A 16,520-nucleotide genomic window follows, 5' to 3' on the forward strand; every position below is an offset into this window, starting at 1 on the left:
CACCGGTACCGATTCAGCGCGCAACCGGCTCGCCGCGTCGGCTTGGGTGGGTGCCAGGCGTCCGCGCCGGTGTCGCGCGTTCATATGTCGAGTACTGAAGTGACGGGTTCGCGCCAAATTCGACAGGCCCAGCTCCGGCCCGGCACTCAAGCCAGAAGCGAGCGGTAGCTTCCCACCTGGCGGCGGCGGGCGAAGCACTTCAGCGTCTCCTCGATACTGGACAAGATCGAAGCCTTGGTGACGTCGCCCGGATGCACGGCGACACGCACGCTGCGCAGCGGATGCAACGCCTGACGGGCGAGCGCCGCGACGGCGAGCGAGGCTGCCGTTCTGGCGGTCGACCTGCTGGCCCAGGTGATCACCGGCCCGCGTGCGAGCACCTCGCCGGTCTGCGGTATCCACACCTTCATATGATCCTCGGCAAGATCGAAGCTGCTGTCACGCAAGGCGGCCATCGCTCCCGATCCATACAGCCAGGCCGGCGCGATGAACCCGCAAGCCTTGCGACCGATGATATCCTCGACCAGCGCGCGCCCGTCTTCCATTCTGCGGGCTGCCTCGTCGCGCGACAGGCCGAGAAACTCGCCCTCGCTCGCCGTCATGTATCTGGCCTTCAGACGCGCTAGGCCCCGATGCTCCGCCATATCCTTGTGATACCAACCGTGGACGAACATCTCGATCCCGCTGTCGGACCATGTTCTGAGGCGGTTCGCGAACGCAGTGCCCGAACGGATCGGGTATCCCGCCCAGTGGTCGGGTACGACAAGCATGGCAAATCGCGCGCCGTCGAGCGCGTCCGTGAGCAGTCCGGCCAGCCGGTCCACCTGGCGTTCCGCTCCCGGACCCACGTCGTGAATGGATGCGAGCAGCGAGCGCGCGTCAGAAGCCGGCATTGATCCCGATCCTTACCGTTCTGGGCCTCAGCGGGGTGCGTTGGTTCCCTTCGGCGACCGAGAAGGGATTGCCGTAGGAAAAGCGGTTGGCCCGGCTGTCCATCAGGTTCTCGACGTCCACGGAAAGGCCCCAGCGCCCGAAGTCGGCCCGTGCTCCGATCGCGGCGTCCAGATAGTCTCCCTGCGCAAGGTCGAACGGAGCCCTCACGCCCAGATACGATGTGCCGGTATACCCCACTGACCCCTCGAGGGTGAGTTTCCGGTTGGCGATCCAGGGTTCGAAACGCGCGGTCAGTCGTCCACCGCTATCGGCGACATTGGGCAGATTGCCTTCGGCGTCGGCCTGATCTTCACCGATGGACCGGTCGAGCTTGCTGGTCGTGTTGAACGCGGAGAGCTCGAGGCTGAAGTTCGATGCTGCCAGCCAGACGAGATTGGCGGACACATAGTGGATCTGCGCCGTACCCAGATTGGCGACATAGGGGAATCCGGCATCCGTTACGAGATCTGCCTGCACCCGGTCCCATCGCGAATAGGCATATGACAGGCCGCCCGACAGGCGCGCGTTGGCGGCGTTGCCGAAGCGCATGCCAATCTCCGCCGTGCGGACGCCGTCCGGCCGGAAGCTGGTCACCTCGGTCTGATCGCCGCTTCCGGTCAGTTGCTGCGCCCCCGGCCGGAAGCCTTCCTGATAACGGAGATAGCCGATCATGCCCTTGCGGGGTTTGAACGACAGCGCGGCGGTGGGCAGGAACCGTATCAGCGGGCGGGCCGGTTCCGCTGCAGCTTCGCCCCGTGCGGTCGCGAAATCGTCGAATCGCTCGAACAGGGACAGCCGCCCCCCGCCGGTGATCGAAACCGTATGCCAGAGCGGCAGCGTTGCTTCGCCGAACACCGCCGCGTCCAGCGTTTCCGACCGGACCTTGGAGATCGCGGCGAGCGCATCTACCGGGCCGAGAACGCGGTCTATGCGCGTGACATTATGGGCGATCGAGAGGCCCGACACCCAGTTCGAGATCCAGCGCGTCGATCCGGAAATTCGCGTTTCGTGCGACAGCAGCCGCACTTCCATATCCTCATGAAACAGGATCGGAACCGGCGCGGTCGCGGGTGTCGCATCGAAAACCGTATTGATCGAATGATAGATATAGCTCGTGTTCGACACGAGCTTGCCGAATCCGAGATCGGACCGGACGGTTGCGAAGCCCAGGCGATAGTCATTGTCGAATGGCTGCGCGAGCGCGGATCGACGGGTGAGGGCTGAGGCATGCGGGGCGTCGGTATATTGGCCGTCGCTGCTGCCGGTGTCCTGCGACACGATCCCCGCCTCGATGCTCAGCCCATCGCTGAACGCCATCCGAACGGTCGTCCGCACGCCGACCACGCTCGTGCGATTGACGTCGGAGAGGCCACGTTCGGCATCGTCGATATAGCCGGGCCGGATGATGCGATATCCGACTATTCGGGCGGCGGCGCGCGCGCCGATCGGGATATTGGCGACGAGCGCGGCGTCTCCGCCCCATTTTCCGTCGGTCACTGCAAGCGCGGCCGTTCCCCGGGCCTGAAACGCGCCAAGTACGGGCGCCCGGGGCACGATATGGATGACGCCGCCCAGCGATCCTGCGCCATAGAGCGTCCCTTGCGGACCTTCGACGACCTCGACCTTTCTGATGTCGTACAGCGCCAGGTCAGGATCGGGAGCGCTGTAGGTGAGCCGGCTCTCCCCGAAATACTGGCTGATTGTGGACTGCAGCTGGCCGTTGAAACTGCTGTCGGCAATGCCCCGGACGAAGATCTTGTTACGCCCCGATCCGAGATTGGTCGAAGCGAGGTTCGGAAGGTCGCGCAGCAAGAGTTCACTGCCCCGGCTGCCCGAATGAAGGCTCTCGGCCTCATCGAACGGCGCCGAATGAAACGCCCCGGGATAGTCCTCGCGTGTGATGTCCTGCTTGCTTGCCGTGACGATGACCTCCTCGGGTGGGAGCTCGGCCTGGGGGGGAAGCGCCTCAGGCTGCGGAGGCTTGCGCCGGCCCGGCGTCGCGCGTCGGGCGGGCTCGCGAAACAGTTTCACGACATCCCCGCGCGAAATCCGAAAGCCGAACCCGGTTCCCCGCAACAGTCGGCGCAACCCTTCGCGCACCGTGAACCGTCCCCGCAGCCCGCTCGACTGGACCGTCCTCAATGCGGGGTCGCTGGTATCGACGGAGACGCCCGCCTGGACGGCGAACGACACCAGCGCCACGTTCAACGGCCCTGGACGGACGTCCAACGCGATCTTCTGGGCAGCCTGCGCCGGGACGACGGCAGCCGCGCAGACGATCGGCGCACCGACCAAAGACAATCGGCCGATCACCGCGCTTCGACGGACCAGCGCGTTCCGTCGGCGACGATGGTCTCGCCCATCAGCTCTTCCAGCCTGTCGCGCAGCGCTTCCCGCTTTCCGCCGATGTGAATCACCCCGGAAAAGCGCCTGGCACGCATCGCCTGCGGAAGCTCGAGCGAGATGCCGACCGACCGCGACAGGTCGTCCGCGACCTCACCCAGCGGGGCCTGGTCATAAACCAGCTTTCCGTCTGCCCAGCTGCCGATCGCCGCAATCGGCTTTTGTGAGACCTCGACCTTTCCGAGGCCGTCCGTCGCAAGGCTATCCCCGGGCCGGAGATCGACCGATCGGACCGCGCCTTCGTACCGCACCGCGCCTTCCGATACCGCGACGCGAAGCTGTCGATCGGTGCGGATCACGTTGAACACGGTTCCCAGATCGATCAGACGCTGTTCGCCCGCGACCACCACGAACGGATCGGACTCGTCGTGTCTCACGATCAGTCGCACCTCGCCATGGGCGAGCTCCACCGATCGGGCATCCTTCCTGTCGAGCACGATCCGGGTGCCGCCGTTGAGCTGGATTTCGCTCCCGTCTGCAAGGGACAGGCGGCGCGTCTCGCCAGCCGGAGTCTCGACGGCATAGCGCCTGTCCTCCTCGGACAGCATCTGAACGCCGAACAGGCCGGCAACCGCTATCGATGCGGCCACCGCACCCCAGCGCCATCCGGATCGACGAACCGAAGCGTCGCCGCCTTCCTCGAACAATGCGTCGGCGCTGCCGACTGGCCCGCCCTGGTCGTGGCCGGTGGGAAAGCTTGCGCGCGCGAGCAGCCCGGACACGCGCGCATCGTCGTCAACCACCGCTTCATATGCCTGATTGTGCGCCGGATCCGCTTCCAGCCACTCCGTGAATTCGATCCAGGCGTCCGCGTCGCCGTCCTGCAGGCGCAGGTGCCAGGCGATTGCCTGCTCGATCACGGCACGATCAAGACGCGCTGACATCGTCGGCCTCCTTCCGCGGCGCCTGCGTCTGAAACCCGTCGTCCAGTTCCCCGCGCACGAGGATAAGCTTGTGATATGCGCGCTGCAGATGCTTCTCGACGGCGCTCAGGCTCAGGTTCAGGCTGGTGGCGATGGCTTTTTGGGACATCCCGTCGAGCCGATACATCTTCAGAATCTGCGCCGTCCGATCCGGCATCGATGCGATGGCGGCGTTCACCCGCGCGAGTTCGTCGCGCGCGATCGCACGCTGTTCGGGTGAAGGCGTCTGGTCGGTCTCGAGATCCTGGCCGATCCGGCTGCGCGTCCAGTGATCCTCTCGTTCCTGCTGCCGACGTCGTCCGCGGCGATGGTCGTGGAGCAGGTTGTTCGCCATCCGATAGAGATAGGCCCGCGGATGGCCAATCGGGCCGGTCCGCGCGCCGGTCACCTTGACGTACAGCTCCTGCAACAGATCGTCGACTTCGGCCGGCTCGCATTGGCGCGCGACCAGGAAGCGCGACAAGTCGGCGCGAATCTCGCCCAGCAATTGCGCAAGGCCCGTATCGGTCGCGAAAGAAGATTCGTCACGACGTGACATAGCACTCCCATAAAGCCCCCCCCGCCACCCGGGCAACGGGGATGTCGCGGTCGAAGACAGGATGCATTGCGACACTGCCATTCTCACGCCGCAGCCACATGACTGCGCTGGAGCATGCCCTTGTAGATCTCGAACAGCGCCGAAAAATGATCGTCCATCACGCGCACCGTGCGATCGCCGGAATGTGGAGCGAAGCGGTCCGGCAGGGTCAGGATCGCGCGCATCAGCGCGTCGTGATCCGCCGCTCGGTACGATCGCCCCATATCGGCCTTGGCAAAATCTGCGGCACCGCCGCGATCGGGAACGATTACAGGGACCCCGCTGGCGCGGGCCTCCGCTGCGGTCATGCAAAATGTTTCCGCTTCACAGCCATGCAGAAGCGCATCGGCGCTTGCCAGGATACGGGCAAATTTTTCTCGATCCCGTTCGGGGTGAAACAGCCGCACATGAGGATTGCCGCCGATCGACCGCAGAATATTTGTCTTGTCCCGGCCTTCGCCGAAGATCGCGAGGCCGAACGGACGCTGCCGACCTGCGATCGTCACCGCCTCCACCAGCATTGGCACACGCTTTTCCGGGGCGAGTCGGCCAGCCGCGACGAGCAGTGTCGCGTCGGGGCCGAGATCGCATTGTGCGAGAAGTCGCGCGCGCAGGTTCTCGTCTCGCTTGCGTGCCGAGAAACGGTGCGGCTCGACCCCCATCGGCACCGTGACGACATTGGCGACACCGCCCGCCTTCATGCGCGAAGCCAAATCCTCACTCGCGCAGACGACGGCATCGTACAGGCGCCCGAGACGACGCAGATGATGCCAATAGCGCGCGAACCGCCGGTCGATCGTCTCGCGACTGACGAGCGGTTCCAGCCATCGATATGCATAGGCCGACAGCGGGTCGGCATGCAGGATGAGCGCCTTGGGGATATCTGGCCGCCAGGTCGCTGCCAGGAGCGGGCTTCGCCATGGCGAGGACGCTTCGACGAAATCCGGCGCCAGGCGGTCCAGCGCTGCATGGAGAGTTCGTTCCGCGTTGAAGTACCAATATTTCCGATCGAGCGGGAAACGTGGGGAGGCGATTGTCTGGATACGGGCATGCGGACCGAACTCCACCACCGTGTCTTCGTCGGCGGGCGCCAGGATCGTGATGTCCTGTCCCAGGCGTTCCGCGACGGACAGCTTCTGGCTGACATAAGTCTTAACGCCTCCACCACGGGGGGAGTAGAACGCGCAGACATCAACGATTTTCATCGACAGTCTCCGGTCCTTTTATCGGGCGCATGCCGAAGCCGCGCTGATAGTTCATCACGATCTCGATGCGTGTCGGGCCGCTGAGCGCGTCGGCGCTGGCCTGGACAGCATCAGGCTTGCTCCATCCGAGCCTTGGATTGCCCGCAAACCCTATTCCATCGACACGCCAGCCGAATTTCCGGTTGCTGTCCCGGTCGTGCAGCAGGCTAACCGCATAACGTCCCGCGGAGGGGACGCGGACACAAAGCCGCACCGGTCCCGAAGCAGGTGTCGGCAGTTCGACCCTGCGGAATGTCTTGCCCGCCGAGACCAGGATATTGTCGTCAGCCAGGAAATCGGCATCGTTTTCCGGATAGACTTCCAGCTTCAACCTGCCGCGACGATCCCTGAGGCCGATCACGTCGACCAGAAATGACGGACCGAATTCATGGGGACGGCATTTGCCTTCCGCTGTCCCGAGGTCCGGCGATGAGGGGACGGGGGTATCAGCCGGTAAGCTGGCGATGAGGCTAGCGAGCAGCCAAGTCATTGCGGCTCCCCTTCGAAAGCAGATCTGCCACCACGAAACCCGTCCCGACCAGCACATGTGCGGAGAGGACGAGAACCGCCATGAGTGCCATTAACGCGGAAATCTCCACGTCACCGCCGAGCACAAGCACCGCTAGTCCGGCGAACGCGACTTCCTTGTTTGGCACGAAGGGAAGCCGAAAGACCAAGAGTCGCGCCGTCGACAAGATGAGCCACCAGCCCAGCGCGACGTCGGGGAGTACGAGGTGCCACAGAACCGCGGACAGGAAGGTGGCGGTCAGGATCCGAATGAGATGGACGGATAGCACGGACTTGAGCTCTTCCCGGCTGAGCGAGAAGAGCGAGCGGCGCAGCAGCATGACCGCGAGCGACGTGCCGACTGCAAAGGCGAGAGACCAGCCGAGGGCGGTGGCATGATCGTGGATCGGCAACAGCCTTAGGAAGGGAAAGGTGAGGCAGAGGAAGAATAGCGTTGCGACATTGCCCGCGACGGCGGAGAGGAGGGCGACATCCTTGACTGCCCCGAAGGGCGCCGTCGCGAATCTGAGGTTACGCCGCGCCCACCCATAGAAATAGACTTCTCCCAAGTAGTTGAGGAGCAGCTCGTTGTAGAGCAGCTTGCGGATCAGAGCGCCCAGGGCGTCGGCGCCAACGCCCCAAAGGCGTCGAAATATCAGCCAGTCCGCTGCCGGACCGAGCAGATAGCTGATAACGAACAGGCTCCAGAAGACCGGCGATGTCGGCACCAGCCCGGATATCTGCGCAAGGTCGAAATCACGCGCCTGGTAGATGGCCGCGCTCACGATCATTGCGGTCAGGATTGTGCCGAAAACGCCCGCCCAGGCCGGCATCGCTGCGCGATCCTGTGGTTCGAATGAACATGGTCCGGGGGGTGCCAGCGAAAGCGTCTGATCGGTCATTCCGGGGCCTTGTCGGTTGCTAAGACCCTTTAGACGCCGCCGTCATATGGTACCCGCACATCGCTGCGCGTCTTCGGCTGCCCGCCCTTGCATCGATGAACGAAGGGGCGCCGGCATGGACGACCGAAATCGTGCGGCACCGCCGACCCTAGCCTTCATCTTTTGTCGCTCGACGGTCAGCGCTAGCAGCACGCCTCTAACCCCCGGGCGGCCATCAGGCCCAGCGCAGCGGCGCCAGTATCGCCGATGCTGACGATCGTTGCAGACACGAAAGGGGCGGCCGCTGTCGCCCCCTTTTTGGGGGAAGGGCGGCGCCTTTTGGAATTCCGTGCGTTGGGCGGGCATGGAGCGATTGTGGTTTATCACCAACCCCGGATCGGGATCGGCCACCGCGGCGAAATGCACGGCGCTGGAAGCCGTGTTCGACGAACGCGGGCTGCATCTCGCCGGTCGGACGGCTTTTCCCGAGGAGCCCATCCCGGATGGCGCGACGCTCGCTGCCGAAGGTGTCGACACCGTGGTCCTATTCGCGGGTGACGGGACGATCAACGCTGCACTGTGCGCGCTGGCGGATTGGGACGGGGCCTTCCTGATCCTGCCGGGCGGCACGATGAACCTTCTCGCCAAGGCCCTGCATGACGAGGCCGATCCCGCGGCGATCGTCCATGCCGCGCACGAACGGGCACGCCGCGTCGCGATGAACTTTGTCGAGGCAGGCCCGCACCGCGCCTTTGTCGGGCTGATCCTCGGTCCGGCCGCGCAATGGGGCAGGGCACGCGAAGCGGCACGCGCCGGCCGCCTTTCGCGGACCTGGGGCGCGACTCGCAACGCGTGGCGGCGCAGCTTTGGCCGCGGGATCGGTGTGCGCGGGGTTCCCGGGATGGATGATCGCTATCAGGCGGTGTTCGTCGCGCCGGCGGCGGAGGGGCTGCAGGTCGATGCGATCGATGCGCGCGACTGGTCGACAATTGCCGAGCTCGGCTGGAACTGGCTGACTGGCGACTGGATCGCGGCACGCGCCGTGACGCATCGTCGGGCGGCGCGGCTGGAACCAGTGAGCGGGCGCCCGGTGCTCGCGCTGTTCGACGGCGAGCCGGTGACGCTCGATCCGGGCGTCGCCGTCACCGGCGGAACGACCGCGCCCATGTTTCTGTCAACGCGGAGCGATGCGCGATGAAGCGACTCTTTCATGTCAGCGACATTCATTTCGGTGCCGAGGACCGCGCGGCGCTCGACTGGTTCGCCGGACGCGTGGCGGCAGAGCAGCCCGACGCGGTGATCGTGACCGGCGACCTGACGATGCGCGCGCGTGCCGCCGAGTTCGCCGCGGCCCAGGCGTGGCTGGAGGGGCTGGAGCGGCCGATAACCGTGGAGGTCGGTAATCACGACCTGCCCTATTTCAATCTCTGGGCTCGCTTCGTCACGCCCTATCGCCGGTACCGCGCGCTCGAACGGATGATCGAGCGCCCGCTCGACCTGCCGGGCCTGTCGATCGTCCCGCTCAAGACCACGGCACGGTTCCAGATGCGGCTGAACTGGTCGAAGGGCAATGTGACGCGGCGCGCGCTATCCGCGACGCTGGCGCAAGTGGAGGCCTCGCCGGACGGGCACCGGGTCCTCATCGCCTGCCACCATCCACTGGTCGACACGGGGACGCGCAGCACGTCGCGCACGCGCGGCGGCCGGCGCGCGCTTGAGGCGCTTGCCGCGGCGGGCGCGCATGCCGTGCTGACCGGGCATGTCCACGACCCGTTCGATATCATGCATCCGACCACTGCCGGCCCGGTTCGCCTGATCGGGGCCGGAACGCTGTCGGAGCGGGTGCGGGACACGCGGCCGTCGTTCAACGAGATCCGCCTGGTCGACGAGGCCATCGACATTCGGGTGCGCGAGATGGGGGCCGACTGAGCGCATGGAAAAGGCCGCCCCCGCTAGGGGACGACCTCTCCTCGTTGCAATCGCGGGTCAGAAGCGGAAGGTGACCGATCCGCGATAGGTCTGTGCCGACAGATCGTCGCGCGCGATCGTCGTATCCGCCGAGACCGACAGATCCACCGCACCGGTGCGGAAGCTCAGTCCGCCCGACACCTCGGCCCAATCCTTGTCCTGACCGTTGAGCGCGAAGGCGACGCCATTGCCCAGTCCGCCGACCAGATTGGCGTTCACGCTGGTCGCGCGGTCGTTGAATTCATGGACATAGGTGGCGGTGACGAACGGCCGGACCGTCTCCGACTTCGCGGCGAAAGTGACCCCGGCGCGTGCCTGATAGCTCTCATAGCTGTCGCGCTGATAGTCGAGCGCCATCGGGCCGCCTTCCTCCAGCGCGCTGCCGAAGCCGATATGGGTGACGCGGCCGGCGATGCGCGGCGCGACCTCGAACGAGTCGGTGCCGAGATCGAAGCCGAGCCCCAGTTCGCCACCGACGATCAGCGCGCTGTCCTTGGCCCGCAGGGTGTAGGGCGTGCCGAGGAACGACACGGCGCGCTTCGTGGTGGTGCCGAGTGCACCGGCGGTGACCTGCGCGTCCAGCGTCGCGCCGCCGGCGTTCAGCTTGCCGTAGAGCGTGCCCTGCACCGCCTCACCCTTTGCCGACTGGCCTGCGAAGGATGCGGTGCCGTCGGTATCGGTGTAGGTCAGCGCGAATCCGATCATCGCGCTGTCGTTGACGGCAGCTTCGATACCGCCCCCGATATACCAGCCATCGAACTGGTCGCGCCCGCCCATGCCGCTCATCGGGCGACCGTCGCCGTTGAGATAGCCGCCGGACACGAATGCGCTCATCGTCTCGGGAAGCGCGCCCTCCTGGACCTGCATCGGCGCTGCTGCATCGCTGCGGACCGGATTTGCGCCCATCGGATTGATGTTGAGCGCCGCGACCTGCACCGGCTGGCCGTAGCGCGCCAGCGTGCCGCCCAGATTGGCCGGGTCGAGGCCGGTCAGGCGGTTGCGGATGAAGGTCGCGTTGGTGTCCGTGCTGACGATCCCGAGCGTCAGCGCGGTCGTCTCGCTGGCGGGGGCGAGGCTGCTGAGCGTGCCGACGATCGTCGTCGCATCCTGAAGATCGAGCGGGCCGTAGAAGCCGTCATAGCGTTCCGCCTGGCTGCGATTGGCATCGAGCAGCTGGGCATAGGCATAGGCGACCGAATTGGACGGCGCGACCACATCGGTATACGCGCCCGCCTCGATCGACAGCTCGACCGAAGTGTCGGTGTAGCTGAGCGTCGGGGTCAGGATCGCGCTGATTGCCGACGGATCGGCAAAGGCGCCGGTCACCCCGCCCTCCGCGGTCAGGATCGTGTAGGTCTGGCTGGCGCGCAGCGCCTCGGTGAAGCGCAGCGACAGCGATCCACCGACATTCGCGATACCGTTCTCACCATCGACCTGGTTGACCGCGATCAGATCCGATCCACCATTGGCGAGGTTGACGATATAGCTGGTGCCCGACGCCAGGATCAGGTTGCCGTTGAACGTCAGCGTGCCGACGGTCGTGGCGGTGCCGGGCGCGATCACGCCGGCGACGCTGGTCGTGAACGGCGCGTTGATCTGACCGGTGCCCGACAGGCCGCCGGTCATGATCAGGAAGTCGCTCGGCGCGCTGAGCACGCCGTCGACGTTCAGCGTGCCGATCATCTGCGTCACGTCCATCAGCGACGTGAGCGATCCGGTCGAGGTGATGTTCAGCCCCGCCTGCACGCCTGCGAGGGTGAAGCGGTCGACGGTCACTGCGGTGTTCAGCGTCGTGGTGCCGGCCGCCGCCAGCGTCACGTCGAAATAGCGCGGCAGGACACCGTTTTCGCGATCGCCGTCGCTGTTGTTCGGCACGAAATCGGTCGCGCCGGGCAGGCCGTTGTCGATCGTCGCCGCCGGAGTCGGCAGCGCGTCCGCCTGAGGAGCGGGGTCGGTCCCGTCGATAAAGCCGGTGGCGGACCCGTCGCGCAGGTCGGCGATCGTCGCGGAACCGGCGCCATTGCTCAGCCGTCCGGCATCGCCGGTACCGATCGGGCGGAAATCGAGCGTGTAGGTGTCGGTCGCGTAGTTATAGCATTCGCTGACGCCCCCGGATTCGAAGCATGCTTCGCCGAAGCTGCCATCCGTCCCGCTATTTTGTTCGCCGGTCAGACCCGGAACGCCGTTGATCAGCTCGCCATTGGGCCCGATGATCTGGTAATTCGGATCGACGGTAGAAACCCAGTTGGCGCTGTCGGTCCAGTTACGGTCGCCCGCGATGTTGGTGACGTAGCGATAGGGATTGTTCGCCGCGATCCAGTCCCAATAGAGATAGAGCGGCTGGTAAAAGCTGGCGGTGCCGTAGCCGTTGGCGGGCGCGCCGTTGAAGAAGCGGGTATAGCCGCCCGACAGGACGCCGATCACGACCTGGCGCGCGAACGTGTTGTCGAGGATCAGCGGGCCGCCCGAATCGCCGCTCGCGGTGATGCCTTCGTTCGGGGTCGCATTGTCGCGCCAGGCGTTGAAATCGCGCGGGTCGGCATCGGCGGTGCCGCGGCGGGGATCGTCGAAATCGATCCAGTAGAGATTTTGCGGGAGCGTGCCCGACGCGCCGCCGAAGATGAACCCTTCGAAATCGTCGATCGATGCGAGCGCGCCGAGCATGTTCTCCGCCGCGCGGCGACGATAATCGCTGCCGATCGAACCGGTGTCGCCGGTGCCGTTGCGGCCATAGCCGGTGATATCGACATGATAGCCGGTGCCCTCGGCCCCGCCCGGCGTCGCGGGAAGCGGGGAGAAGAGCAGCGCCCAGGTCGGAATACCCTCGGCCGGAGTATCGAGCGAGGCGATCGCCACATCGCCATAGAGGAAGCTGTTCGCCTCGGGCTCGAGCGAGAGCGGATTATAGGCGACCGCGTTGGCGTTGTAGAAGGCCTGCGCGGTGTTGGTCTGGTACCGGCCTGCGCCGCCCGGGCCGCCGAGCAGCCAGCGCACCAGCTCGTCGGTCTCACCCGGTGCGTTGGCGCGGGTATTGGCTTCGAATCCGAAGCCGATCGCGATGCCGCCCGAATTCGCACCATAATCGGTCGCGGCAGCGTCGTTGACGCAGTGCGCCGCGAAGATCACCGCACGCGGGTTGATCAGCGTCGCGGTGCACAGGCCGATGAAGCCACCACCCTGATCGACGATCATCTGCCCGACGCCGGTGATGTTGACCGGATCGCGCGCCGTGGTCGGAGTGCCCGGATAGCCGATCACGATGGCAGGATCGGGCGCGACCGGATCGATGCGGACGGTCTGCGGCGCAGGCTGCGCGACCAGGCTGCCGGTCTGGACTCCGACCGTCGCCGAACTCGTTTGTGGCTCGAGCAGAGCTTCGTCCGCATCCAAGATGGGCAGGGGAGCGGACGGGAAGTCGCCCTGTGCCCCTTGGGCAGGCGCGGCGAGTGCGCACAGGCTCAGTCCAGCCGCCGAGAGCAGCAGCGATGCGCGCGTCTTGCGAGCGAAGATCATGATATTCCCCATTTTTTGCGCGGCTCAGCAGGCGCGCTTCGATGGGGGCAGGCTAGGTCGCTGACGACGCGGGTCAACCCCGAACGCCAAGGAGCGGAGTGAGGCTTGCCCCACCTGCGACAAGCCGAGGTAAAACAGGGGTCGAAACGAAAAAGGGCGACCCGCAGGCCGCCCTTCTCGTTTCGCCGTGGCGAATCCGAACCCGATCAGCGCTTCGAGAACTGGAAGCTGCGACGGGCCTTCGCCTTGCCGTACTTCTTACGCTCGACGGCGCGCGGGTCGCGGGTCAGGAAGCCAGCGGCCTTGACCGGGGCGCGCAGCACCGGCTCGTACTTGGTCAGCGCCTGGGCGATGCCGTGCTTAACCGCGCCGGCTTGGCCCGAAAGCCCGCCGCCCTTGACGGTGCAGACGACGTCATACTGGCCATCGCGCTCGGCGACGCCGAACGGCTGGTTGATGACGAGGCGCAGCGTGGGGCGCGCGAAATAGATTTCCTGATCGCGACCGTTGATCGTGATCTTGCCCGAGCCGGGCTTCAGCCACACGCGGGCGACGGCGTCCTTGCGGCGACCGGTCGCATAAGCGCGGCCCTGCTTGTCCAGCTCCTGCTGGCGCAGCGGCATGGTCGAGGCGGCGGGCGTCTGCAGCGTGGTTTCGGTGCCTGCTTCGCCGGCAGGTGCTTCGGTCGCACCGGCGGCAACCGCGCCGAGATCGGAAAGGGACTGGCGGTTATCGGACATTATGCGCCCACCTTGTTCTTGCGGCTCATGCCGGCGATGTCGAGGACCTCAGGGTTCTGCGCTTCGTGCGGATGCTCGGCGCCCTTGTAGATGCGCAGGTTGCGCATCTGCTGGCGACCCAGCGGGCCGCGCGGGATCATGCGCTCGACGGCCTTTTCCAGAACGCGCTCCGGGAAGCGACCTTCGAGAACCTTCTGCGCGGTGATTTCCTTGATGCCGCCGGCGTAGCCGGTGTGCTTGTAATAGACCTTGTCGGCCAGCTTCTTGCCGGTGAAGCGCACCTTGTCCGCGTTGATGACGATGACATTGTCACCGCAATCGACATGCGGGGTGAAGCTCGTCTTGTGCTTGCCGCGCAGGACGTTGGCGATGACGACCGCAGCGCGGCCGACCACCAGACCTTCGGCATCGACGATATGCCACTTCTTTTCCACTTCGGCCGGCTTTACCGACTTGGTGGTCTTCATGAGCGCCTTCATGGGGCCTGACCTCTTGGGTTAAAATGAAGTACGCCGCCCAGGCCGATAAGGCGCGAGACGGCGCGAATGGCGGCCATTTGTCGCAGAAGGCCGCAGAAGTCAAGCAAATGTGCGGGTCACTCGACGGGTATCTGGATACCTTGGGGCTCGATCCGTGTCACGCTCGTCCGGTCGGAAGCCAGCGATCCGTCCGGTGCCAGCGTCTGCACATGCTCGCGACTTTCGGTCACCAGACCGGTGGTGGGATCGATGCGGCGGAGCGTCTCGTAGCTGATGGTGCCCGCGGCCTCACCCCCTGGCGCGGCGACGGCGACCTGCCCGGTCGCGCTCACGCGCACCTCCACCCCGTCGCGCCCCGTGCGCACGACGCGCAATCCGTCCAGTTCCGTCTTTCCATAGATAGAGGAGGCGGGAACGCGGACCGTTTGGGGCGGGGCGGTGCCGGCGCGGCCCTCGGCGGCAAGTTCCGGGGCGATCAGCGGCGCGACCAGCGAGGCGAGCATCGCGCGCCGCCGCTCCGGCGGCTGGCTTCCCAACGCCGCCGCGATCGCACGGACGCGCGCCGCATGCGCTTGCTCGGACGGGTCCTTCCCGCGCGGCGCCAGCGCGGCCATGCCATCCACGAACGCCTGCCAGACCAGCGCCTCGTCCTCGATCTGCGTTACGGTGCCGAGGCGATCGAGGTGCAGGATCACCGTGCGTCCGGCAAGACCGGCAAATCCCGCGCGAAACAGGCCTGCGGGATCATCCGCCTCTGCGGCGGCGCCCGCGGCGGTCATCGTCACCGCGACGCGATACCCCTCGGGGGCCGCGGTAAAGCGCACCGTGCGCGTCGATTCGAAGCGTCGGGTGACCCCCTCTTCGGTGCGCTCCGCCATCGTGATCGCCACGATCGTCCGCTCGAGCGGCGGCGCGAACACCGGTGCCGAGCTTTGCGCGGCGGCGACGATCAATGCGGCGATCATCGAGTCTCGCGTCGCACCCAGTCCAGCACCGCGTCGCCCGCGGCGACCGGCCAGATCTCGATCACCGGCTGGTCATAGCTGTGCAGGGCGGCGATCCGGTCGGCCAGTTCGCGCGCCAGTTCGGGCGTCGTCTTGAACAGCGCGCGATATTCGTCGCTTTGCTCGACCGCGCCCTGCCAGCGATAGATGGAGGTGCACGGCCCGATCAGGTTGACGCAGGCGGCCAGTTGCTGGTCGACCATCGCGCGCCCGATCCGTGCGGCTTCCGCCGCGTCGGCGAACGTCGCGTGGAGCAGGGCGATGTCGCTCACCCGCGAAATCCCCGCGGCCGCTGTCCCACTGCGTGCATGCCCCAGACGGTGGCGATCACCAGCAGCGCCCCGACGAGTTGATGCAGCACGCCCAGCACCAGTTCGACCCCCGACATCACCGTCGCGATCCCGAGCAGGATCTGGACACCGAACGCGCAGTGGATGGCGACCGACGCGGCGCGGCTCCCGGCGGCGCGGGCGCGGCGCGCGAGCAGAATCAGCGCTGCGACGGTGACCCACGCCCACCAGCGATGGATCCAGTGGATCATCGCCGGATCATTGACCACGGCGTCGAAAAACGGCCGTACCGCCAGCACCTCGGACGCGAAGAACTTCCCGTTCATCAGCGGCCATTCATTGGTGACCAGCCCGGCATTGAGGCCGGCCGTGAAGGCGCCGAACAACAGCTGGACGAACAGGATCAGCGCGGTCGTGAAACTGAGGACGGACAAGCGCGCGGGTCGCGAACCCGCATCGCGGGCCAGCCCGCGCAGGTCGAGGATCGTCCAGGTCAGCGCGCCGAGGATGAACAGTGCGAGCAACAGATGCGTTGCCAGCCGGAAATGACTGACATCGGTCCGCTCGGCGAGTCCCGAACTCACCATCCACCAGCCGATGACACCCTGCAGCCCGCCCAGCACGAGCAGCCCCACCAGCCGCCAGCCATAGCCGGGCGGGATCGCGCGGCGCCACGCGAACCAGACCAGCGGCGCGGCAAAGGCAAAGCCGATCAGCCGCGCCAGCAGCCGATGGATATATTCCCAGAAATAGATGAATTTGAACGCTGCCAGGCTCATTCCCTGATTGATCTGCTGATATTCGGGAATCTGCTTGTACTTGGTGAATTCGGACTGCCACGCCGCGTCGGACAGCGGCGGGAGGATGCCGGTCACCAATTTCCATTCGGTGATCGACAGCCCGGATTCGGTCAGGCGCGTAATCCCCCCCACCACGACGATCAGAACGATCAGCGCGGCGACGAAGGTCAGCCAGTTGGCGATGGCGCGCGGGCGAATGGGATGGGTGAAGACAGACACGCGAGCGATGTATTCGCCGGCAACCATAAATGCCAGCCT

The 16,520-nt window shown here is 65.9% G+C and carries 15 protein-coding genes; 2 read left to right on the plus strand and 13 right to left on the minus strand.

Annotation, left to right across the window (positions count from 1 at the left end; genetic code table 11):
- Nucleotides 1-146: 146 nt before the first annotated feature.
- The 7 genes from ABS767_RS06650 to ABS767_RS06680 form a co-directional block, all read right to left on the minus strand.
- Entirely contained in the window at nucleotides 147-893 is a 747-nt protein-coding gene (locus ABS767_RS06650; protein WP_408077565.1) for a DUF2334 domain-containing protein, read from the minus strand.
- Nucleotides 880-3,246, minus strand: a complete 2,367-nt coding sequence (locus ABS767_RS06655; protein WP_408077566.1) for a secretin and TonB N-terminal domain-containing protein — start codon at nucleotides 3,244-3,246, stop codon at nucleotides 880-882. Before ABS767_RS06655 ends, ABS767_RS06650 begins: the two co-directional genes overlap by 14 nt.
- Nucleotides 3,243-4,220 carry a FecR family protein gene (locus ABS767_RS06660; protein ID WP_408077567.1) on the minus strand — a complete coding sequence of 326 codons (978 nt, stop codon included), beginning with the start codon at nucleotides 4,218-4,220 and terminating at the stop codon, nucleotides 3,243-3,245. The genes ABS767_RS06655 and ABS767_RS06660 overlap by 4 nt, the downstream gene beginning before the upstream one ends.
- Nucleotides 4,204-4,797: an RNA polymerase sigma factor gene (locus ABS767_RS06665; protein ID WP_408077568.1), complete on the minus strand. Its 594-nt coding sequence runs from the start codon at nucleotides 4,795-4,797 to the stop codon at nucleotides 4,204-4,206. Before ABS767_RS06665 ends, ABS767_RS06660 begins: the two co-directional genes overlap by 17 nt.
- Nucleotides 4,798-4,880: 83 nt before the next feature.
- The gene (locus ABS767_RS06670) at nucleotides 4,881-6,041 is read right to left on the minus strand and encodes a glycosyltransferase (RefSeq protein ID WP_408077569.1); all 1,161 of its coding nucleotides are present in this window, start codon (nucleotides 6,039-6,041) and stop codon (nucleotides 4,881-4,883) included.
- The gene (locus tag ABS767_RS06675; protein ID WP_408077570.1) at nucleotides 6,028-6,570 is read right to left on the minus strand and encodes a DUF2141 domain-containing protein; all 543 of its coding nucleotides are present in this window, start codon (nucleotides 6,568-6,570) and stop codon (nucleotides 6,028-6,030) included. The genes ABS767_RS06670 and ABS767_RS06675 overlap by 14 nt, the downstream gene beginning before the upstream one ends.
- Nucleotides 6,551-7,489 carry a hypothetical protein gene (locus ABS767_RS06680; protein ID WP_408077571.1) on the minus strand — a complete coding sequence of 313 codons (939 nt, stop codon included), beginning with the start codon at nucleotides 7,487-7,489 and terminating at the stop codon, nucleotides 6,551-6,553. Before ABS767_RS06680 ends, ABS767_RS06675 begins: the two co-directional genes overlap by 20 nt.
- 343 nt (nucleotides 7,490-7,832) lie before the next feature.
- Between ABS767_RS06680 and ABS767_RS06685 the strand changes: the two genes are divergently transcribed.
- Both ABS767_RS06685 and ABS767_RS06690 read left to right on the plus strand, forming a co-directional pair.
- Entirely contained in the window at nucleotides 7,833-8,666 is an 834-nt protein-coding gene (locus ABS767_RS06685) for a diacylglycerol/lipid kinase family protein (protein ID WP_408078661.1), read from the plus strand.
- Nucleotides 8,663-9,397 carry a metallophosphoesterase family protein gene (locus ABS767_RS06690; RefSeq protein ID WP_408077572.1) on the plus strand — a complete coding sequence of 245 codons (735 nt, stop codon included), beginning with the start codon at nucleotides 8,663-8,665 and terminating at the stop codon, nucleotides 9,395-9,397. The genes ABS767_RS06685 and ABS767_RS06690 overlap by 4 nt, the downstream gene beginning before the upstream one ends.
- Before the next feature lie 57 nt (nucleotides 9,398-9,454).
- Here the strand turns inward: ABS767_RS06690 and ABS767_RS06695 are convergent, their stop codons facing one another.
- From ABS767_RS06695 to ABS767_RS06720, 6 genes are all read right to left on the minus strand, one after another.
- Nucleotides 9,455-12,949, minus strand: a complete 3,495-nt coding sequence (locus tag ABS767_RS06695; RefSeq protein WP_408077573.1) for an autotransporter domain-containing protein — start codon at nucleotides 12,947-12,949, stop codon at nucleotides 9,455-9,457.
- A gap of 206 nt (nucleotides 12,950-13,155) precedes the next feature.
- Nucleotides 13,156-13,689, minus strand: coding sequence for a 30S ribosomal protein S9 (rpsI, locus tag ABS767_RS06700; RefSeq protein ID WP_408077574.1), 534 nt, complete (start codon nucleotides 13,687-13,689; stop codon nucleotides 13,156-13,158).
- A complete protein-coding gene (gene rplM, locus ABS767_RS06705; protein WP_408077575.1) occupies nucleotides 13,689-14,168 on the minus strand; it encodes a 50S ribosomal protein L13 in 480 nt (159 codons plus the stop codon). The genes rpsI and rplM overlap by 1 nt, the downstream gene beginning before the upstream one ends.
- 116 nt (nucleotides 14,169-14,284) lie before the next feature.
- Nucleotides 14,285-15,133: a hypothetical protein gene (locus ABS767_RS06710; protein WP_408077576.1), complete on the minus strand. Its 849-nt coding sequence runs from the start codon at nucleotides 15,131-15,133 to the stop codon at nucleotides 14,285-14,287.
- Nucleotides 15,130-15,444, minus strand: a complete 315-nt coding sequence (gene cutA / locus ABS767_RS06715; RefSeq protein ID WP_408077577.1) for a divalent-cation tolerance protein CutA — start codon at nucleotides 15,442-15,444, stop codon at nucleotides 15,130-15,132. Before cutA ends, ABS767_RS06710 begins: the two co-directional genes overlap by 4 nt.
- Entirely contained in the window at nucleotides 15,441-16,481 is a 1,041-nt protein-coding gene (locus tag ABS767_RS06720; RefSeq protein WP_408077578.1) for a COX15/CtaA family protein, read from the minus strand. The genes cutA and ABS767_RS06720 overlap by 4 nt, the downstream gene beginning before the upstream one ends.
- Nucleotides 16,482-16,520: the final 39 nt, after the last annotated feature.

The organism is Sphingomonas plantiphila (genome assembly GCF_046000505.1).
Taxonomy (GTDB): Bacteria; Pseudomonadota; Alphaproteobacteria; order Sphingomonadales; family Sphingomonadaceae; genus Sphingomonas; species Sphingomonas plantiphila.